General features: G+C 44.9%; 13 protein-coding genes. 5 read left to right on the forward strand and 8 right to left on the reverse strand.

The window, feature by feature from the left end:
• Positions 1–22: 22 nt before the first annotated feature.
• Entirely contained in the window at positions 23–1,825 is a 1,803-nt protein-coding gene (ilvD, locus tag ACGHVY_RS14865; RefSeq protein ID WP_390599580.1) for a dihydroxy-acid dehydratase, read from the reverse strand.
• Between the two features lie 482 nt (positions 1,826–2,307).
• Between ilvD and ACGHVY_RS14870 the strand changes: the two genes are divergently transcribed.
• Positions 2,308–2,901, forward strand: coding sequence for a peptidylprolyl isomerase (locus ACGHVY_RS14870; protein ID WP_390599581.1), 594 nt, complete (start codon positions 2,308–2,310; stop codon positions 2,899–2,901).
• Between the two features lie 130 nt (positions 2,902–3,031).
• Here the strand turns inward: ACGHVY_RS14870 and ACGHVY_RS14875 are convergent, their stop codons facing one another.
• The gene (locus tag ACGHVY_RS14875) at positions 3,032–4,318 is read right to left on the reverse strand and encodes a serine dehydratase subunit alpha family protein (protein ID WP_390599582.1); all 1,287 of its coding nucleotides are present in this window, start codon (positions 4,316–4,318) and stop codon (positions 3,032–3,034) included.
• A gap of 132 nt (positions 4,319–4,450) precedes the next feature.
• On the opposite strand from ACGHVY_RS14875, the gene ACGHVY_RS14880 reads away from it, so the two are divergent.
• Together ACGHVY_RS14880 and ACGHVY_RS14885 are read left to right on the forward strand one after the other, a co-directional pair.
• Complete coding sequence (locus tag ACGHVY_RS14880; protein WP_390599583.1) at positions 4,451–5,536, forward strand: PCMD domain-containing protein; 1,086 nt, start codon at positions 4,451–4,453, stop codon at positions 5,534–5,536.
• A gap of 19 nt (positions 5,537–5,555) precedes the next feature.
• Positions 5,556–6,341, forward strand: a complete 786-nt coding sequence (locus tag ACGHVY_RS14885; protein WP_390599584.1) for a porin family protein — start codon at positions 5,556–5,558, stop codon at positions 6,339–6,341.
• An 87-nt stretch (positions 6,342–6,428) separates the two neighbouring features.
• Here ACGHVY_RS14885 and ACGHVY_RS14890 read toward each other — a convergent pair whose 3' ends face one another.
• Positions 6,429–6,992 (reverse strand): calycin-like domain-containing protein, encoded by a 564-nt coding sequence (locus ACGHVY_RS14890; RefSeq protein ID WP_390599585.1) that lies wholly within the window; start codon positions 6,990–6,992, stop codon positions 6,429–6,431.
• Positions 6,993–7,150: 158 nt separating this feature from the next.
• On the opposite strand from ACGHVY_RS14890, the gene aroC reads away from it, so the two are divergent.
• Positions 7,151–8,227: a chorismate synthase gene (gene aroC / locus ACGHVY_RS14895; RefSeq protein ID WP_308747188.1), complete on the forward strand. Its 1,077-nt coding sequence runs from the start codon at positions 7,151–7,153 to the stop codon at positions 8,225–8,227.
• Between the two features lie 14 nt (positions 8,228–8,241).
• The gene (locus tag ACGHVY_RS14900; RefSeq protein ID WP_390599586.1) at positions 8,242–9,606 is read left to right on the forward strand and encodes a dipeptidase; all 1,365 of its coding nucleotides are present in this window, start codon (positions 8,242–8,244) and stop codon (positions 9,604–9,606) included.
• 106 nt (positions 9,607–9,712) lie between these two features.
• Here the strand turns inward: ACGHVY_RS14900 and ACGHVY_RS14905 are convergent, their stop codons facing one another.
• The 5 genes from ACGHVY_RS14905 to ACGHVY_RS14925 all read right to left on the reverse strand — a co-directional run bounded on the left by ACGHVY_RS14905 (position 9,713) and on the right by ACGHVY_RS14925 (position 20,765).
• Entirely contained in the window at positions 9,713–10,768 is a 1,056-nt protein-coding gene (locus ACGHVY_RS14905) for a linear amide C-N hydrolase (RefSeq protein WP_390599587.1), read from the reverse strand.
• Between the two features lie 704 nt (positions 10,769–11,472).
• Entirely contained in the window at positions 11,473–13,653 is a 2,181-nt protein-coding gene (locus ACGHVY_RS14910; protein WP_390599588.1) for a DNA topoisomerase 3, read from the reverse strand.
• Positions 13,654–13,882: 229 nt separating this feature from the next.
• Positions 13,883–15,442: an endonuclease/exonuclease/phosphatase family protein gene (locus ACGHVY_RS14915; protein ID WP_308745358.1), complete on the reverse strand. Its 1,560-nt coding sequence runs from the start codon at positions 15,440–15,442 to the stop codon at positions 13,883–13,885.
• Positions 15,443–15,466: 24 nt separating this feature from the next.
• The gene (locus tag ACGHVY_RS14920) at positions 15,467–17,224 is read right to left on the reverse strand and encodes a RagB/SusD family nutrient uptake outer membrane protein (RefSeq protein ID WP_390599589.1); all 1,758 of its coding nucleotides are present in this window, start codon (positions 17,222–17,224) and stop codon (positions 15,467–15,469) included.
• A gap of 19 nt (positions 17,225–17,243) precedes the next feature.
• A complete protein-coding gene (locus ACGHVY_RS14925; protein ID WP_390599590.1) occupies positions 17,244–20,765 on the reverse strand; it encodes a SusC/RagA family TonB-linked outer membrane protein in 3,522 nt (1,173 codons plus the stop codon).
• Positions 20,766–20,887 lie beyond the last annotated feature (122 nt).

The following is a 20,887-nucleotide window of genomic DNA, read 5'->3' on the forward strand; positions in this document are numbered from 1 at the left end:
TTTTGATATTGAAAGATGTGTATCAATCGATTATTCTCACTGCTCCCTTATCGGCGGAACTGACCATACTGGCATATGCCTTCAGACTCTTCGGCACGTAACGGTCGCGAGTGACAGGTGCCATCGGGCGGGCAGCCAGTTCTTCATCCGTTAATCGCACGTTAATCGTCCGGGCGGGAATATCGATTTCAATAATATCTCCATCAACAATCTTTCCGATATTACCCCCTGCTGCCGCTTCGGGCGAAATATGTCCGATACTCAAGCCGGAAGTTCCACCGCTGAAACGTCCGTCGGTAATCAAGGCACATTCTTTCCCGAGATGGCGGGATTTTATATAAGAGGTAGGATAAAGCATTTCCTGCATACCCGGACCACCCTTCGGACCTTCGTGCGTGATGACGACGACGTCGCCACTGACGACTCGACCGCCGAGGATGCCTTCACAAGCTGCTTCTTGCGAATCAAAAACTTTGGCAGGGCCGGTAAATTTCCAAATACTTTCGTCTACGCCTGCTGTCTTTACTACACAACCGTCTTGGGCGATGTTGCCTTTCAGCACTGCCAGTCCGCCGTCCCTGCTGTAAGCGTGTTCCAGGTCGCGGATGCATCCGACCGCACGATCTTTGTCCAATTCCTTATAGTACATGCCCTGTGAGCCGAGTACAAGGTTGAATTTGTTGGCGGCTGCGCTCGAATATTTCTTGATGGCTTTCTCGCTGACATTCGGGCTGGTGATTGAGTTTTCGTTGATAGCTTCCGCCAGGGACATTCCGTCTACGCGGCGAACAGACGTATCAACAAGTCCGGCTTTTGCCAGTTCGTGCATAATAGCGATAATACCACCGGCACGGTTTACATCTTGGATATGGTATTTCTGTGTATTCGGAGCTACCTTGCAGAGGCAGGGAGTTTTGCGGGAAAGCATGTCAATATCATCCATCTTGAAATCCACTTCCGCTTCGTGGGCAATAGCCAGCAGATGGAGCACCGTATTGGTGGAACCGCCCATCGCGATATCGAGTGTCATTGCATTCAGGAAGGCCTCGCGGGTAGCGATGCTGCGAGGGAGTACACTTTCGTCTCCCTCATTATAATATTTCATTGCATTCTCTACAATCAGCTTGGCAGCGTCTTTGAAGAGTTGCGTACGATTTTCGTGAGTAGCTACGATGGTTCCGTTTCCGGGAAGAGCCAGTCCGATAGCTTCATTCAAGCAGTTCATGGAGTTGGCGGTGAACATGCCGGAACAACATCCGCAGGTAGGACAGGCGTTCTGCTCGATATTGGCCACTTCTTCGTCACTTACGCTCCGGTCGGCGGATTTAATCATGGCGTCAATCAAGTCGAGGTGCTGGCCGTTCCACTCTCCCGCTTCCATCGGTCCGCCCGATACAAATACGGTAGGGATATTCAGGCGCATGGATGCCATCAACATTCCCGGAGTGATCTTATCGCAGTTGCTGATACACACCATCGCGTCCGCCTTATGTGCGTTGACCATATATTCTACACTGTCGGCAATGATGTCGCGCGAAGGAAGCGAGTAAAGCATTCCATCGTGCCCCATGGCGATGCCGTCGTCGATGGCGATTGTATTGAATTCCGCAGCGAAGCATCCCAGCTTTTCAATCTCAGCCTTCACCAACTGACCGATTTCATGCAGGTGCACATGTCCCGGCACAAACTGCGTGAACGAATTGACGATAGCGATAATGGGCTTGCCCATCTGTTCTTTCTTCATGCCGTTGGCTGCCCATAACGCGCGGGCTCCCGCCATCCGACGGCCTTGTGTACTAAACGAACTGCGTAATTGCTTTTTCATTTCAATCTGTCTTTTAATTAAAGAGCCTCTCTCACATCAGTGAGAAAGGCTCCAAATTCTATCTTTTATGGTACGAATACATACAACACAAAAACCTTTCTCACGCTCTTGATGGCACCACCACGACGCGAATAATATGCAGGACTGCTAGGTTAATAGATGTATGTGACATATTCATATCTTCTTTTCCTTTATTTTTGTGCTGCAAAGGTAAGGGCTTTTTTATTATCTCCAAACAAATCGAAGAAAAAAATCACTTAAAAGCTAATAATTGTAAGATAAGAGTGGTATTATTTCTCTATTTTATCACTTAAAGGTTGAATTTACAACTATTATACAAGTATGTGTCCCAACAAAGCTTTCTGACAAAAGCACTTAATAATCTGAAATTTACATTCCCTATGCCGATGTACAAGCAAATAATTCGTATCTTTGCCAGCCCGTTTGCCGGGATTTATTAATTTAGAAATATAAAATATCAGATGGAAACAGTAGAAAACAAGTACATTACCGTTGCATACAAACTATATACAATGGAAGATGGTGAAAAAGAGTTGTTCGAGGAAGCAAAAGCAGAACACCCTTTTCAATTCATTTCAGGATTAGGAACAACACTCGAAGATTTCGAGAATCAAGTGACTGCTCTTTCTAAAGGTGATAAATTTGAGTTTACCATCGCAGCAGATAAAGCATATGGTCAATATGACGAACAACACGTGATTGACCTTCCTAAGAATATTTTCGAAATTGACGGCAAGTTCGATAGCGAACGCATCAAAGAAGGCAATATCGTTCCTTTGATGACCAGTGACGGCCAGCGCGTGAACGCAAGCGTAGTGGAAATCAAACCGGACGTGGTAGTAGTCGACCTTAACCACCCGTTGGCAGGCGCCGACCTTATCTTTGAAGGTGAAGTGCTTGAAAGCCGTCCTGCTACGAACGAAGAAATCCAGGAATTGGTGAAAATGATGAGCGGCGAAGGCGGATGCGGTTGCGGATGCGACAGTTGCGGTGGTGGATGCGGTGACCACGAATGCGGCGACGATTGCGGTTGCGAAGGCGGACACTGCCACTAATTAAGAAATAGGGCTGTTGATAACAGCGGCTAATAAAAATAAAATGGATAATGAACTTTCCGGTTTCATTATCCATTTTTTATTTGTCGGTTCTTTAATTCACTTGTTCCTTAATTTGCCTGTTTCTTATTCAGCATCCTTTGTGCGTCATAATATCAAGCACCATTTTATCCGTTTCGTTCATGGCCTGCGAGCCGATTCTTGTCAGATTGCGGATACTCTGGTCTACATCCTCATCAATAATTCCTTCTACGGAAGTCACACAACGGTTTTCCATAGCCATCATAGCTGACAATACGGCTGTCGAAACTCCGGTAGTCACTTTCAGGGCACAACTCGGTTTCGCACCGTCACAAATCATTCCCGTCAGGTTGGCAATCATATTTTGAACAGCAAAGGTTACCTGGTCGTAGCTTCCGCCCATCAGCCAGGTGATTCCGCAACTGGAACCAGTGGCAGCTACTACACAACCGCACAAGGCAGACAAGCGCCCCAAACTTTGTTTAATATAGATGACCGTGAGATGGCTCAACATTAGGGCGCGGATAAGTTCTTCTTCGCTCTTATTGTTTTCTTCAGCAAAGACTACGACGGGTAATGTGGCAGATATGCCTTGATTACCGCTGCCGGAGTTGCTCATGACCGGAATCATGGCTCCCGCCATGCGGGCGTCACAAGCGGCTGAAGTATAAGAAAGGATATGCGAAAATACACTGTCGCCTATCACCTTATGTTCATACGTACCACGAAGCATTTTTCCTAAAGAATGTCCGTAGTTACCTTTAAAGGCTTGTTCGGCAGCCGCTTTGTTCAGGCGGGCAGTGTCGAGAATGAAACGGATTTCATCCAAGGGGGCTGTCAGGGCAAAGTCATAAACCTTGCGCAGGCTCAGTTCAAGAGAAGAATCTTCTTCCTCCGTACTGGCAGTATGCTGTTTGTCGAGCAAAACTTTCTCGTCTTTGGCTATATATATAAAGGTAGTGTGTCCGCCGGCAATGACGGCTTTGGCAGTTTTACCGCCGGCCTTACAAATCACTTCAATGTATAGCTTCTCTTCAATATCTTCCTTTAAAGAGATACAGATTCGCTTTTCTGCGATAAACTGTTTGCCTTGCGCCACTGCTTCCGGCGTGCAGTCTCTCAAGACTTCCAACTGATAGTCTGATTTGCCGATTAACACGCCCAGGGCAACAGCGATAGGAAGCCCCACCATACCTGTACCGGGGATTCCTACTCCCATGGCATTCTTCAGTATATTAGCACTCAATAATACCTCTATCTTTTCGGGTTTCTCACCCAATGTTTCTGCCGCTTTGGCTACGCAAAGTGCCACGGCAATTGGTTCCGTACAACCGATAGCCGGAATTACTTCTTTTTTTATCAGCCCTATAATTTGCTGTCTTTCAGATTGAGTCATGCGCTTTTAAAGTTTTGTTCCCACAAAAATAGAAAATTCTTTTCTATCCTGTACGTCTTAGTGAACAAATAAAATCTCATTTTGTTATTAATTCTTCGAAGAACCAAAGTTTTAAGCAAAAATAAGAGAAAAATGAAAGCAAAACACGTGATTTTCTATTTGCTATTGGTTATTATTTCGTCTTCTTGCATTCGCGACGAAGCTCCCAATGCAGAAGCAGATATACTAAGTTGCAAACTGCCGGAAGTAGTAATGACTACCCACCCCATCATTAATAATAATTCTGTCACTCTCTTTGTCGGACCGGAAACGGATATTTCAGAACTTGCACCGGAGTTTACTCTGACTCCGGGAGCAACTATCAGTCCGCAAAGCGGAACTGTGCGAGACTTTAACTCTCCGCAGAAGTACACCGTCACAGCCGCCGACGGTGTCTGGAAAAAGACTTATACAGTATCCGTCATAGATACGGAACTTGCTACGAATTATCATTTCGAGGATACTCTGGGCGGAAAGAAATACTACATCTTTGTGGAACGTGAGGGCGACAAGGTAGTCATGGAATGGGCCAGCGGAAATGCCGGTTATGCCCTGACAGGAGTACCTAAAACGGCCGATGACTACCCCACCTTCCAGATAACGGACGGTAAAGAAGGGAAATGCCTTTCATTGGTGACACGCAGCACGGGATTCTTCGGTCAGTTGATGGGAATGCCTATCGCGGCAGGAAACTTGTTCATCGGTTCTTTCGATGTAGGCAATGCCATGAGCAACCCGCTGCAAGCTACGAAATTCGGGCTTCCTTTCCGATATGTCCCGACTTACCTGGCAGGTTATTATAAATACAAGGCGGGAGATAAATTCACAGAAGGGGGAAACACTGTCGAGGGGAAACGTGACATATGCGATATATACGCCATCATGTACGAGACGAGCGAATCTGTCTCTACGCTGGACGGTAGCAATGCGTTCACCAGCCCCAACTTGGTTTCGATGGCACGCATCGACAATGCCAAAGAAACAGACGAATGGACGTATTTCAAACTGCCGTTCACCACCCTGCCCGGCAAGTTCATTGATAAGGAGAAACTGAAGGATGGCAAGTATAATGTTGCCATCGTATTCACGTCAAGTCTGGAAGGCGCTTATTTCAACGGAGCAATCGGAAGTACTTTACTGATTGATGAAGTCGAACTAATCTATCACTCGGAAAATTAATTTTATAACAGCTATAAAGATGAGAATTTACCCACATATATTCAGTTTGCTTGCCTGTATAGGAGTAGCCCTGCCCGGCTATTCACAAGTAGACAGAAACGAGACACTCATCCGCTCCGCCCTGCGCGGACTGGAATATGAAGTAAAAGCAGGAATCAGTATCGGCGGCACGGCTCCGCTTCCTCTGCCTGTGGAAATCCGTTCGATAGACGGTTATAATCCGACACTTGCCATTACTATCGGTGGCGAGGTCACCAAATGGGTGGCTGTCCAGAACAGGCTGGGCATCATTGTCGGGCTACGTCTTGAAAACAAGGCGATGACGACCGAAGCTACCGTAAAGAATTACAATATGGAGATTCTCGGGCAAGGCGGCGAAAGAATCAGCGGTGTATGGACGGGTGGAGTGAAAACCAAAGTACACACCGCAGGGCTGACAATACCTTTAATGGCCACTTATAAATTGACGAGCCGATGGAATGTAAAGGCTGGACCTTATTTCTCCTATATACTTTCAAGAGACTTCTCTGGACATGTATATGAAGGATATTTACGGGAAGACGACCCTACCGGCCCCAAAGTGGAATTTACCGACGGAAAGATTGCAACCTATGATTTCTCGGACGACTTGCGGCATTTCCAGTGGGGATTGCAGGCAGGAGCCGGATGGAGAGCTTTCAAGCATCTGAATGTATATGCAGACCTCACCTGGGGACTGAATAACATCTTCAAAAACGACTTCCATACGATTACTTTCTCCATGTATCCCATCTATTTGAATGTCGGTTTCGGATATGCATTTTAAGAGCATATTCCTTAGATAAAAGCGGGGCTGCCTGAAAGAGATTTCTCCTTTAGGCAGCCCCGCAAAAAGTATCTGCAAGATTCGTATTTATCTGGATTTCTCTACCTGCCTCACACCGGAATAGGTCACTTTCACGGTCTGTTGCAATGCAGTCACTTTCACATTAATATTCATGGTGAGATTTTCACCTTCCACCGTACCTTCCACTGTGGTGGCACAAGTGCCGAGAGCGGCGGCAACTCCCGAAAAGATCAAATCCTGCTGACCGGTGAAAGTCGAGGCATCAGCCTCTTTTTTTACCGTACATTTATCTATTACGATATCACCGAACTTCATGATAGTTCCATTCAGAAACAGTTCAAACTCTTTCAATTCCATTTTCACTTCCGTGTCGCTGACCTGGGAAATAGTTATAAACTTGGCTATCCCATTGCCAATCACCGTTTCCTGATCGGAGTCGTCCGGTTTCATTGATATATCCAGATTCCCCCAATACGTCCCCACTACATCCGGGGCCGTTACGACCGCTTCCTCCTCTTCTGGTGGATTAGCACCACTTATATCATTATCATTATCATCATCACTGCTGCAAGCTGTAAAGAGAGCGACGGAGCATGCCAATGCCCATAAATACAAAAGTTTCTTTTTCATACATTGTTGGTTTAGTTATTAAATAATCGTCAATTATAAACTAAAAAGGAGAAAAAAGGTTCAATATGCTTCCTTTTTTGAAGATATTTTGAGTTCTCAACAATCTTATCGAAAACTTTGTTATATTTGCATACAGTAATTTTAAAAAAGCCACAACTATGTTTAATTCATTTGGCAACATCTTTCGGCTCACGAGTTTCGGCGAGTCTCATGGAAAAGGAGTTGGGGGAGTGATTGACGGATTTCCTGCAGGAATCACCATCGACGAAGAATTTGTACAGCAAGAACTGAATCGCCGCCGTCCGGGACAATCCATCCTTACCACACCACGTAAAGAAGCTGATAAAGTTGAGTTCCTTTCCGGTATTTTCGAAGGCAAATCTACCGGATGCCCTATCGGTTTTATCGTATGGAACGAGAATCAGCACTCTAGTGACTACAATAACCTGAAAAATGTATATCGTCCTTCACACGCTGACTATACTTACACCGTGAAGTATGGCATCCGTGACCACCGCGGTGGCGGACGCTCTTCGGCACGCGAAACGATTTCGCGCGTTGTAGCCGGCGCTTTGGCCAAATTGGCGCTCCGCCAGTTGGGAGTCAGCATCACCGCTTATACATCGCAGGTAGGCGGCATCAAGCTGGAAGGTACGTATTCTGATTATGACCTCGACCTGATAGAAACCAACGACGTACGCTGTCCCGACCCGGAAAAGGCGAAGGAAATGGCGGACCTTATCTATAAGGTGAAAGGCGAAGGCGATACCATCGGCGGCACGCTGACCTGTGTCATCAAAGGATGCCCCATCGGACTGGGACAACCTGTTTTCGGTAAACTTCATGCTGCCCTGGGCAATGCCATGCTAAGTATCAACGCTGCCAAAGCATTTGAATACGGCGAAGGATTCAAGGGATTGAAGATGAGAGGTTCCGAACAGAACGATGTTTTCTACAACAATAACGGACGGATCGAAACACATACCAACCACTCCGGTGGTATCCAGGGCGGTCTGAGCAACGGACAAGATATCTATTTCCGTGTTGTCTTCAAACCTATCGCCACCATATTGATGGAACAGGAAACAGTCAACATCGACGGAGTAGACACCACATTGAAAGCCCGCGGACGCCACGACGCCTGCGTACTGCCGCGTGCCGTGCCTATCGTCGAAGCAATGGCAGCCATGACCATACTCGATTATTATCTGTTGGATAAAACTACACAGCTTTAATTTTTATTTAAGTTATGAACGAAATCAAGAGATATATTGCCGCGAACGAGTCAAAGATAATGGAAGACTTGTTCAGCCTCATCCGTATTCCAAGCATCAGCGCACTGCCGGAGCATCACGACGACATGTTGGCGTGTGCCGAACGTTGGGCGCAACTGTTAGTGGAAGCCGGAGTAGACGAAGCACTGGTAATGCCCTCTAAAGGCAACCCGATTGTCTTCGCCCAGAAAATAGTAGACCCGGATGCCAAGACTGTGCTGGTCTACGCCCACTATGACGTTATGCCTGCCGAACCGTTGGAACTTTGGAAAAGCCAGCCGTTCGAACCGGAAATACGGGACGGGTATATTTGGGCGCGTGGCGCTGACGATGACAAAGGACAATCTTTCATTCAGGTAAAAGCGTTCGAGTATCTGCTTAAAAACGGTCTGTTAAAGAATAATGTGAAGTTCATCTTCGAAGGAGAAGAGGAAATCGGTTCTCCCAGTCTGGAAGCGTTCTGTGAGGAACACAAGGAACTTCTGAAAGCAGATGTAATCCTCGTCTCCGATACGAGTATGCTGGGAGCGGAGCTTCCTTCGCTGACCACGGGCCTGCGCGGACTGGCTTACTGGGAGATAGAAGTCACCGGACCGAACCGGGACTTACATTCCGGTCACTTCGGTGGCGCGGTGGCCAATCCCATCAACACGCTTTGCCAGATTATCAGCAAAGTGACAGATGCCGACGGACGGATTACCGTCCCCGGATTTTATGACGACGTGGAAGAAGTTCCGCAAGCCGAACGGGACATGATTGCGCATATTCCTTTCGATGAGAAGAAATACAAAGAGGCAATCGGTGTGAAGGAAGTGTTCGGGGAGAAAGGATATAGCACGTTGGAACGCAACAGTTGCCGTCCGTCTTTTGACGTGTGCGGAATATGGGGCGGATATACAGGAGAAGGTTCGAAGACTGTACTCCCTTCAAAAGCATACGCTAAAGTTTCCTGCCGGTTGGTTCCGCATCAGGATCATCATAAGATTTCCCGGATGTTTGCTGATTATATCCGCAGCATCGCTCCCGATACGGTGCAGGTGAAAGTTACTCCGATGCATGGCGGACAGGGATATGTGTGCCCTATCTCTCTTCCCGCTTATCAGGCGGCAGAGAAAGGCTTCGAGATAGCTTTCGGCAAGAAACCGCTGGCTGTGCGCCGCGGCGGCAGCATCCCTATCATTTCCACTTTCGAGCAAGTGTTGGGAACCAAAACCGTATTGATGGGATTCGGACTAGAATCGGATGCTATCCATTCTCCGAATGAGAACTTTTCACTGGATATTTTCCGTAAAGGTATCGAAGCAGTGGTCGAGTTTCATAAGGAATATGCGAGACTCTAAAAGTGGGAGATACCACACCCGATAGAAAGACATAAAAAAGAACGGTGGACAAATGCTTGGGTACAAGCCTGTCCACCGTTCTTTTTTATTTATAGATAACGAGTCTTTACATCACCGGAGTTTGGAAAAGGAATGTAAATGATTTGCTATCCTTCAAGTCCTTCACTGCGTCACCGGCATATATCTCACCATTCGCCAAAGACAATTTCTTGATACCCGCTTTCGGACTGAAATCAATCTTCTTCAAATCCAGCCAAAACAAGTTCGGGGTTAAAGTCGATTCAAAATAATAGACTTTATTCTTTTGGTCGGAAACGGTACGCCAACGCGTAGAAGAAATGTAGGGTTTGTCGGGAGTTGTGATTCCGAACGGAACGGAAACATTACGCATTACGCTCAACACACTGGGTACAGCTATTTTAGCATCGGAAGTCTGAGGAATGGCATGGATATAGAAAGAGGCACGTACAAAACGGTCGCTCGAGCGATTGGTTCCCGGCAGCATTTGCAGACCGCCTACTTCTTTCCAATAGTCATTGATAGCCAACTGGTATTCATAACGGGGAGAGTTTGTCATCACCTGGTATTGTTTTCCTTCATGAATACTCAGTTTCCCGTCCAGATATTCCAATATGGCCGTATTTCCCGTTTCATCGGTAATAGCAAGATGCAGCGTCGATTCCGAACCATTCGGCAGACGTGGGGCGTCAATACGGAATGTTTCTTTCTTCAATTCATCCACTGCTTCACGCACGGTGGCAAAATTATCCAGTACGTATTGCGTCCAGATGCTTATTCCCATCACCGGACGGGTATCTCCCGGCAATGAATAGATCGTCTCCGGCAGGAAGAGCAGACTCGCCACCAATCCTTTTTCATTCATTCCGTCGCAAGTACCTATATCATAACCTGCAGCAACGATACTTCCATATTTGGCTGTCCAGTTCAATGTCTTCTCCTTATTGTGTCCCGTACGCTGGATGCCACGTGGAAACACGTAAAGATTTGATTGGAGATCTTCCTTCCAGTCCATCGTACGACCGGTTATCACCATTTGCTCCGGCCCTATATATACTGCGCGCGTACACGCTGCTACAGGCTGCGTGCTTCCCAGGGAAACGGCAGCCAATAATAATGCAACTCCTGTTAACTTCTTCTTCATTTTCTTTTTGGTTTAAATAATTGGTTACTCTTTTATAAATAACAACTGTATGATAACTATTGCCTGAAAGAAAGACGATTTTAATGAAAATAAAGAATTTATCCGAGTATTTCTCCGGCCTTTCAGTATCGTCCTAGTAAAAAAACTTGCCATTGGAAGGAAATATTATTTACTGCTTGCTATTCCACTCTCCTTTCGCTATTTTGGTAAATGAAGTTTTTACTAAACTAAGTGTGCCGGGCATCGGGCTCTTCAATAACGCTTCGTTAGGCTATCACTTAATCGAATTTTTTCTCATCGTGATAAGAACATTTTCTCACGGTGATAAGAATTAATTCTCATCCCTATGAGAATATTTTCTCATCGCGATGAGTATTTTTTCTCATAACGATGAGAATTGTTTGAGAATATAATAAGGTATATTATGCTATGTATTAACCTAATAACTATTTTACATTTCTCGTTTTACACATCCTAATTCATCGTTCAAAAAGCTCTTAATCTCTAAAAACATGTTTTTTACTGCATTTATTGAAAATGTATCGGGGATAATCCCGTTCTTTTACTCTTTTTTAAGCCCGAAAACGGTTAGTCCATAACCGTGCGAAAAGGAACTAAATAAATAGATTCAACTCATCAAGATAACATTTCCACCATAGTAAAAAGGATTCAAGAAAAAGATATCGGTCGTTCAGAAACCTGCACTACTCAAAATTCTTTCGGTACGTACATCCGTTTCTCCATTCAGAGCATCCGTAGGCTGTTTTCCCTTTTATAATCGTTCCCTTACCACAAGCCGGACAAGGTTGTCCGACAAATGAATCCGGATTATTGACCGGGGATGAAACGGGAGCAGGAGCTGATGCAGGAACTGACAGCGTTTCTGCTTTTGCATTTTCTATCCCTTTTGTTTCGGGCTTCGCTTTCTTCTCTTTGGGTGCACTTGCCGCTTTCCGTTCGCGCTTTTTAGGTTCTTTCTTCGCTTTCTCGTCGGCTTTGGCAGTTACTGCGTCTTGAATAGTAATACGACGATTCGTGTTATCAGACAGTACACTCATCACGACTTCCGAAACCATTTGCTTCAGTTCTTCGAGGAATTGGCGGGCGTCATATGTTTTCTTTTCAATCTCGCGCAACTTCTTTTCCCAAATACCTGTCAATTCCGCCGATTTCAAAAGTTCTTCGTGGATTAGTTGCACCAGTTCCACTCCTGTCGGTGTGGCAATCAGGTTCTTTCTCTCTTTGCGGATATAATTTCGTTTGAACAAGGTTTCTATAATAGCTGCACGGGTAGACGGACGACCGATACCATTCTCTTTCAAAGCATCGCGAAGTTCATCATTATCCACCAGTTTTCCGGCTGTTTCCATTGCACGGAGCAAAGTCGCTTCCGTAAAAGGTCTTGGTGGCTGCGTCCATTTCTCGTTCAAGTCGGGAATGTGAGGACCGCTCTCTCCTTTCACAAAGGCAGGAAGAACATTTTCGTCCTCGTCTTCTTTCTCTTCGGCAGAGTCTTTCACGTCTTTAGCGAATACTACACGCCAGCCCGGTTCAAGAATTTGTTTTCCGGTGACTTTAAATTCTATCTTATCCACTTCGCCCATTACAGTAGTAGTCGAAATCTTACAATCGGGATAGAACACTGCTATAAAACGACGGGCTATCAAGTCGTAGACACGACGTTCCATATCGGTAAGGTTTTGAGCATACACTCCGGTAGGGATAATAGCGTGGTGGTCTGTCACTTTCGAGTTATCAAATACCTTTTTTGATTTAGGTAGCGTGGAACCGTTCAGCGGAGCTGTCAAAACTTCGTAGTCACGAAGTCCTTTCAGAATACCGGGACATTTCGGATAAATATCATCACTCAGGAAAGTTGTATCGACACGCGGATAGGTAGCCACTTTCTTTTCGTAAAGAGACTGGATAAGTTTCAGTGTCTCATCGGCGGAATAGGCGAATTTCTTGTTACACTCCACCTGAAGAGAAGTCAAGTCGAACAAGCGCGGAGCGTATTCCTTTCCGTCTTTCTTGCCGACACTGGTTACTATAAATGGCAGGTCTTTGATACGTTCCACCAAAGCTTCACCTTCTTCACGATTGGCAATGGGGTCGATGCCCGGATTGTCTATTTTCTTTTTTCCACCGTTCTTCTCTTCCTCCGCAGCTATTTCTTCATCACTCTTGCGGATGAGGGCAGAGAAGGTAGTGTTGCGATAGTTTGTTTTCAATTCCCAATATTGCTTGGGTTGGAAATTGGCGATTTCCAACTGGCGGTTGACAATCAATGCCAAAGTAGGCGTTTGCACACGACCGATAGAGAGCACCTGCTTGTTTTGACCGTACTTAATCGTATAAAGGCGGGTAGCGTTCATTCCCAACAGCCAGTCACCTATTGCACGAGAAAGTCCCGCCTCATACAACGACTGAAAATCAGACTGATCTTTCAACTTGGAAAAACCTTCACGAATAGCTTCTTCCGTCAAAGAAGAAATCCACAGTCTCTTCACCGGACAGCGTGCTCCAGCCTTCTGCATCACCCAACGCTGAATCAATTCTCCTTCTTGACCGGCATCACCGCAATTGATGATTTCATCCGCATTCTGCATCAGCCCTTCGATGATATGGAATTGTCTTTCAATACCCGGATCATGCCCAATCAGCTTGATACCGAAACGTGGCGGAATCATCGGCAAACTCCCCAGGCTCCATGACTTCCACTTCGGCGTATATTCATGCGGCTCTTTCAAGGTACAGAGATGCCCGAACGTCCAAGTCACCTGGTATCCGTTTCCTTCTATATATCCTTCTTTTCTGGTATGAGCGCCGAGTACTTCGGCTATATCGCGTGCTACAGATGGTTTTTCGGCTATGCAAACTATCATTCTTTCTCCTCTTGTTTTTATACTAACAGTTTGCAAAGTTACACGAATATTTGTCTAAAAGAACAATATTCTGCAGAATATGTTACTCCTACCAAAGTAAAGCACTCATAATGAGAATACGAGCAAAATAACATCCCGTTTCTTCATTCTATCTATCTGGAGTGAAAAAACGGGATTATTACATTTTAGTCAATTAGTATCCATATAGCATTCCGCACCCAATCATGTTTTATTTCAGACCTGTGAAGTCACAGAAGAGAGGATAGTGTGAAGAAGCGGTCGCAACGTCGGCTCCGGTCAGATATTCCATCACGTCGGCTTGCGTCACAGTAACGTCATGGTCTTTCAAAGATACAATAAAGTCCAGACGACGCTGTTTTCCACCGTTTTCGGTCGACTTGTCCGCACTAAGAAGATTCCAATCTTCCTTTACTTTCTTGAAGAAGTCGCTTTCCAAATTACCTTCATTGAAATAGCCAGCCAAGAATGCCGGCTTGTTATAAGCGGACAACTTCGTATGCAATGTCTGAAGCGCCTCAATACGTTTAGCCATATCCGTATCAAAATTCGTACTGGCTACCACAAATTTCTCATATTCCACTACCATTGCCGCACGCATCTCACTCTTTCCCGGCATCTGATACCTGTCCACACTGATTGGTTCGTCTTTCGTCAATATACCTACGCCAAACTCTCCGCCCTTGTAATCAATCGCTTTAGCAAAATAATCATGCATATTACTCTTTTGCGCCAATGTATTCAACTGGTCTATGCCGCTTGAGCGCTCCGTCTCCTTATCCAGTCCCTGCAAGCAGATAATATCGGAATTCATTTTATTTATAACAGCAGCGATGCGGTCATAGTCAATAATTCCGTCCGTACCGGCACAGTTTTTCATGAAGTAATTAGCTATGCGCAAATCGCCCGCGGCTTTCGGAAATTCTTCGAGTGCCGTCACCTTGCGAAAATCGCAATAAAGAGGATAATGGTCGGAAGCCATCGAAACGTTAACACCGTCCAGATTATACACGACATTCGATTTCACCACACTCGTTGCAGGACTCTTCAATGCCACAACAAAGTCGATGCGCTTGGTAGATTGCCCCGTAGGAAAAGTATTTTCCGTAGAACTAACTACATTCCATTCCTTTTTCAACTCCGTAAAGAATGCCCCGTTCATCAAGTCTTCATTAAAGTCACCTGCCATATACACTACCTTTTTGTATTCTTTGGCAAGCTGTGTCAATAACTTCGCAGACTCTATTCTGTTATTTTCTTCCAGAGCCAGATGCGTGGAGATGACTACATAATTCTCAAATTCGGCTATGGCAGCAGAACGAAGTTCGGCACCGGGAAGCGGGTAAGTCCGTGTACTGACCGGTGTTCCTTTAAATAAAAGACCGTTTCCGTATTCACCTCCCTGATAGCTGATTGACTTACTGAAATAGTGGTTCATTCCTGTTTTATCTGCCAAGATTTTCAACTGGTCGACTTTATTGCTGCGGGTAGTCATATAGTCCACTTCCTGCAAGCAAACAATATCAGGCTCCATTCCATTGATAATAGCGGTAGTTCTGTCATAATTAATCACGCCATCGCTGCCAGCACAATGCCTTATGTTAAAAGTCAGTACTCTGAGATTATCCTCTCCTTTCGGGTAAGTATAAGAAACCTCCTGCTTGCCGTAGGGTATCATATTATCGAACTTGGAGTTGTCCATGTCATCGGCACAGGACAAGTTGGCAAACACTGCTGCCAGAAGACATATATAAGAAATCATATTTTTCATAAGAATTTATATTTCTGAATCTAATTAATTAAAGTTCAATCCGTCATTCCAACCGGGATTCTGTGTGACTGCACCATTGGACAAAGTACGTTCGCTGATAGGAACAGGATATAAATAATCTCTGTCTTCATTCCATTTTTTAGTAATCAGACTATGACAGATGATATAACCGCTCTCACCGTTCGACAAACGAATCTGTTCGCCAATTTCCAGATATAAAGGTACATTTCCGGCAGGTTTCGTTCCAACGTAGAAGCAGACATCATCCGTACCGTCCTGGTCCAAATCGTAAGTACCCGGACCGGGGATATAGATTCCCAGCAAGTCATTCTCGAATAATTTCCCTTCTTTCCAGCGCATGATATCGTAATAGCGGAAACCTTCCATCGCCAGTTCGATAGTCCGTTCACGGCGAATTTCAAGAATTACCCCCTGGTTAGCTCCTTTCACATTCGGATAACCTGTGGCAGCACTCATCAGGTACGGATCCGGTTTTGAATTAGCCAGTTCCATATCCAGATTCCCCATCCCTACCCTGTCTCTAAGTAACTTGATGGATTTATTAATATCCGCCTGCTTCAAAGTTCCCAATTCGGCTTTTGCTTCTGCAAAATTCAAGTATACCTCTGCCGTACGGAACAGTGGAATATCATTGCATGATTTATTATATTCATCATAATTAGCCGTCATCGAATATTTTATCAGGTGATATCCCGTCATTGTGTAAGCAAGGTTCGGAGCCTCTTTCTTTGTACTTCCTATTCTCGTATATCCGGGAGTACGGATAGTTTGTGCCAATCGTGGGTCCCGATTCTGACATTCCTGCTCGAAAGTCATTGTTTCATAACCGACTTTATCCGTGAAACGGCTTCCGTCCGCCATCAGATAAGAATTCACAATCTTCTTATTTAATCCCGGGCGCCCCATCGTAGTGGCATTCTCATAATTCTGCACATTATGAAGAACAGAAAGAGAGGCTTCATAGTCGCGACCGAAAATGATTTCATCCGCTTGCAGATTCATGGAAGCGAATAAATCCCTGTAAGGTGTGCTGCCCGATTTATAGAGCGTATATCCGCTTTCATTCATAAAAGTTTCGGATGCCGAGACACAAGCATCCAAATATTTCTCATAATCCTCTAATCCGTGATATTTTCGGAAAGTCCCCTCGAACAGACAGACACGGGATTTCAGTGCTAAGGCTGTCCACCGGGTCAGTATATATGCATTTTTTGTTTTCGGAAGATTGGTAATCGCAAAATCCAGGTCGGACAACATTTTCTGCATGACGAATTCCCGTGAATCCCGGGCCTTATACAAATCCGGGTCGTCCGAATCAAGTGCTTTGTCATACCAGGGAATGTCACCGTACCTCTTCACCTTCTCAAAATAGAAATAAGCTCTGAAAAAACGGGCGACACCATCATAACGGTTACGGGCATTCACATCCGTGCAGTTGTGAGAATACTGCAAATAGAAATTAATATCCCGGAGTGCAGTAAAATTCCAGCCGTTTCCCTCATCGGGGATGATACGCTGCCCGGACATTTCGAGCATCAAATCGGACTTGACAATTAAATCGGATGATTCGGAATAGATATCGGCGGCAGCCGGAATCAAGTTATTATAAAACTGATTCGTAAACAACCGCAACTCATCCTCAGTCTTGAAATACACATCAGGATACAGACGGTCTTTAGGTGTCTTATCCAACCAATCGTCGCAAGATACGAAAGATACCGCCAATGCGAGCAACCAAGATACTATATAAACAGGTTTCATAATTCAGATATTATTTAGTTTAAAAAGTTACGTTCACTCCAAAAGAATAGGTCTTCGACCAAGGATACAGTTTAGCGTTACCATTTGCCGACTTAATGGAGTTCTCCGCCGATGCCTGTTCCGGATCAATGTAATCACTCTTTAGTGGAGAGAAAGTAAACAGGTTCTCGCCACTGAAATAGATATGCAGGCGTTCTATCTTCACTTTCTTCGTCCATACGGCGGGAATCGTATAACCTACTGTTATATTTTTTACCCTGCAATAGGCTAGATTCTGCAAATAACGGTCGTTCACCACTCCCAAAGAACGATTATTGCCCAAAGCAAGATACCCTATCGGACGCGGGAAATAAGCATCCGGATTTTCCGGGCTCCATACATTACTCAAGAAATCACGGGGAATGAATGATGAGTACGGACGCGCATACGGCCCCCAAAAGAATACGGAGTTAGTGCCCGGATACCAGTCCTGATGTCCTACGCCCTGGAGATAGATAGAGAAGTCGAAACCGTACCAGTCGAAACCACCTTGAATACTATACGTATAACGCGGCAATGAGTTTCCGATTATTTTCCGGTCACCCGGGTCATCCGCTGTATTCGAACCGGAAGATATTTTATTGTTACCGTCCAAATCTACGAACTTCATATCACCGGCATGAAGTCCCGGATTCACCTGTGCCGTGTTGATAACGAAGTTCACTGCCGTTTGGTCAACGTTATAGTTTGCCGCTTCTTCGTCCGTTCTGAAAAGTCCGTCCACTACATATCCCCAAATATCTCCCAGTTTCTGCCCGACATAATAATCGCTCAATATCTTGGACGGATTATCGAATTTCGTTATTTCCGATGTATTGTCCGCCAAGCCTACGGACAGGTTATAGCGGAAAGGCTTGTTTGCCAGCTTGAAAGCGTCGTTCCATGTCAGCATCAATTCCCAACCTTTGGTACGCAGGTTGGCTGCATTTTGCTTGGGTTCATTAGCTCCGTAAGCACCGGGAAGTTTCTTGCCGGAAGTTTGCATACCTTTGGTATCCCTGATATAAGCATCGGCAGTCAAGTTCAAACGATTATTCAAAAAGCCGAGGTCTAGTCCCACGTTCCAAGTCGAAACGGTTTCCCAAGTCAGGTCGGCGGAATTCGGGTCGGAAACACTGGCATAAGAGCCTTTCTTCTGATCACCAAATATATAATTCATTGTACCATTGGTGTTAATGGTTTGTATATAGTCATAATATCCTACCTGCTGATTTCCCAACGAACCGTACGACAAGCGTAATTTCACATTATCAATATTCTTCTTTAAGTTTCCGAAAAACGGTTCTTCACTGATTCTCCATCCTACGGAAGCTGAGGGAAAGAAACCAAAACGGTGTCCGCTTCTGAAACGAGAACTTCCGTCATAGCGTCCGCTCGTCTCAAATAAGTAACGGCCGCCCTTGTAGGAGTAATTAAGACGATAAAATGCACCTAGAAGTGCGTATTCATTCTGTCCGCCGGACATAGTCATTGCGTCACCGACTGCCAGATTCAAGTCATTCAGGTCATCGGAAAGCAACCCTTGGCGGGAGACTTTAATGTCTTTCAGACGCTTGGTTTCATAGTTATAACCAGCCATAATCTTGAACTGATGACCGGCAAAATCCAACATATAGTCACCATACACATTGAAGGCCTGATACCAATGATTGGTTTGTGTTTCTTTCAACTGATTCACACCGTTTCCGGTAGTCAGGTAGGATATTTCACCTGGATATTTGGAATAGGGCACATTCACCGTTCTGTTCATGGTTTGATAATTATAGTGCAGGTAACTGTAATTGGCACGGATATTCAGGTTTTTCATTACATTGAAACTTGCCTCAAATGTTGTGGAAAACTCATACCGCTGGTCTTCATTTTTATGCTTTCCATAAGCAAGGATAGCCCCCATCCCATCCAAAACTGCGGAATTACTCAATGAGGTCAGATACACGGCACTACCGTCAGGATTGACAGGTACAAAGCTAGCCAACGCATGATTCACAGCAGTATTGAAGTTATTATTAATGCCCGACAGTCCCGGATAAGAGTAACTATTGTAATGGTACTTCGTATTATTGCTAATGGTCAGCCTCGGAGTTATTTTAGCCGAGATTTTACTTCTGAAGTTATATACCTTATACTTATCGGGGTTCTGCCTGAAGATACCAGTCTGGTCAACTGTATTTCCTGATAAGTAATAGTTCAGCTTGTCATTTCCCCCGCTAACACTGATATTATGCTCCCACATCGGTCTGTTTTTACGATAGAGATAATTATACCAGTCAAAATTACCGTAATATACATATGTGTCCCTTCCATCGCGTTGGTCGGTCACTACCCAGGGACGTTCCGGATTCTCCGTTTTATCATTCCGCCGTAACCAAAGCTGACGGTAATCTTCTTCCGTATAATTAGTATAAGGCTTTCCATTATAGTTGGTATAAAACAGGTCGTTAATACCAGCCGAATAATAGCCTCTGGTTTCAAAATCGGTAGAAGTCGTCTGATTACTCCATGAGTATCTCCCATCATACGAAACGGTAGTCTTACGGGCAGACCCCTCTTTGGTAGTCACTAGAATAACACCATAAGAGGCACGCGCACCGTAAATGGCAGCAGAAGAGGCATCTTTCAGCACTGAAATAGATGCGATATCATTCGGGTTCAAGCGATCGACATCTCCCTCTATACCGTCAATCAGAACCAGTGGCGATGCATTGCCGCTAATAGAATTGACACCACGGATATTGATAGTTGCCGAAGCCCCCGGATAGCCCGACCCGAAAGTAACATTCATATTAGGAATTGTTCCTTGCAACATCTGCGAAGCTCTCGGCACAGGTCTGTCTTCCATCGTTTTAGTGTCTACTACAGCTACGGCTCCCGTCAGATTGACTTTCTTTTGAGTACCATAACCAACGACTACCACTTCTTCCAACGTCGCTGTATCCTCACGAAGCATCACTCTCGAAGATTTCTGCAACTCGGAGACTTTGATTTCTTTCTTTTCAAACCCGATATACGACACTACGATTACCGCATTGACCGGAACGGACGACAACGTAAATTCACCATCCAAGTTTGTGACTGTCCCCATAGATTGTCCCACCACCTGTACACTGGCACCAATTATCGGTTCGCCATTCACATCGACTACTTTCCCCACAACCCGGTGTAAGGACTGTGACGGGACAGTAGCGGTATTGCGTGCTGTTTTCTTTGTGATGATAATCATCCGGTTTTGTAGCTTGTACTCTACGTCTTTATCCAAAACAGCAGCAAGCACATTGTTTACAGTTGTTTGTTGAAAGGAAGCTGTTATTCGCTTGTTTTCGTTAACCTCGTCTGTTTTATAGATAATGGAGTACTTTGTCTGCCGCTCAACTTCTTTCAATACCGCTTTTAGCGGCTCATTCTTAAAGACCTTCGTAACTGTCTGCGCCCTAAATGACTGGACGCCCATACATAACAGAATCAAGAGAAACAATCTAAAAAATGAGTTTCTTCGGTCATTCATAATTTTATCAATTAAGTTGTTACAATTTAAAGTGATTTATATTTAAGGATATATATATTCGATTGTAGTAATTTTCAAGAACCGCCTCTATAAGATAAAACAACTCATCGTCCATCTACCCA

This window comes from Bacteroides sp. f07 (assembly GCF_042854785.1).
Taxonomy (GTDB): Bacteria; Bacteroidota; Bacteroidia; order Bacteroidales; family Bacteroidaceae; genus Bacteroides.

Excerpts from the sequence above, each read along its gene's own strand:
- ilvD (WP_390599580.1), bottom strand. The coding sequence starts at position 1,825 with ATGAAAAAGCAATTACGCAGTTCGTTTAGTACACAAGGCCGTCGGATG.
- ACGHVY_RS14870 (WP_390599581.1), top strand. The coding sequence starts at position 2,308 with ATGGAAACAGTAGAAAACAAGTACATTACCGTTGCATACAAACTATAT.
- ACGHVY_RS14875 (WP_390599582.1), bottom strand. The coding sequence starts at position 4,318 with ATGACTCAATCTGAAAGACAGCAAATTATAGGGCTGATAAAAAAAGAA.
- ACGHVY_RS14880 (WP_390599583.1), top strand. The coding sequence starts at position 4,451 with ATGAAAGCAAAACACGTGATTTTCTATTTGCTATTGGTTATTATTTCG.
- ACGHVY_RS14885 (WP_390599584.1), top strand. The coding sequence starts at position 5,556 with ATGAGAATTTACCCACATATATTCAGTTTGCTTGCCTGTATAGGAGTA.
- ACGHVY_RS14890 (WP_390599585.1), bottom strand. The coding sequence starts at position 6,992 with ATGAAAAAGAAACTTTTGTATTTATGGGCATTGGCATGCTCCGTCGCT.
- aroC (WP_308747188.1), top strand. The coding sequence starts at position 7,151 with ATGTTTAATTCATTTGGCAACATCTTTCGGCTCACGAGTTTCGGCGAG.
- ACGHVY_RS14900 (WP_390599586.1), top strand. The coding sequence starts at position 8,242 with ATGAACGAAATCAAGAGATATATTGCCGCGAACGAGTCAAAGATAATG.
- ACGHVY_RS14905 (WP_390599587.1), bottom strand. The coding sequence starts at position 10,768 with ATGAAGAAGAAGTTAACAGGAGTTGCATTATTATTGGCTGCCGTTTCC.
- ACGHVY_RS14910 (WP_390599588.1), bottom strand. The coding sequence starts at position 13,653 with ATGATAGTTTGCATAGCCGAAAAACCATCTGTAGCACGCGATATAGCC.
- ACGHVY_RS14915 (WP_308745358.1), bottom strand. The coding sequence starts at position 15,442 with ATGAAAAATATGATTTCTTATATATGTCTTCTGGCAGCAGTGTTTGCC.
- ACGHVY_RS14920 (WP_390599589.1), bottom strand. The coding sequence starts at position 17,224 with ATGAAACCTGTTTATATAGTATCTTGGTTGCTCGCATTGGCGGTATCT.
- ACGHVY_RS14925 (WP_390599590.1), bottom strand. The coding sequence starts at position 20,765 with ATGAATGACCGAAGAAACTCATTTTTTAGATTGTTTCTCTTGATTCTG.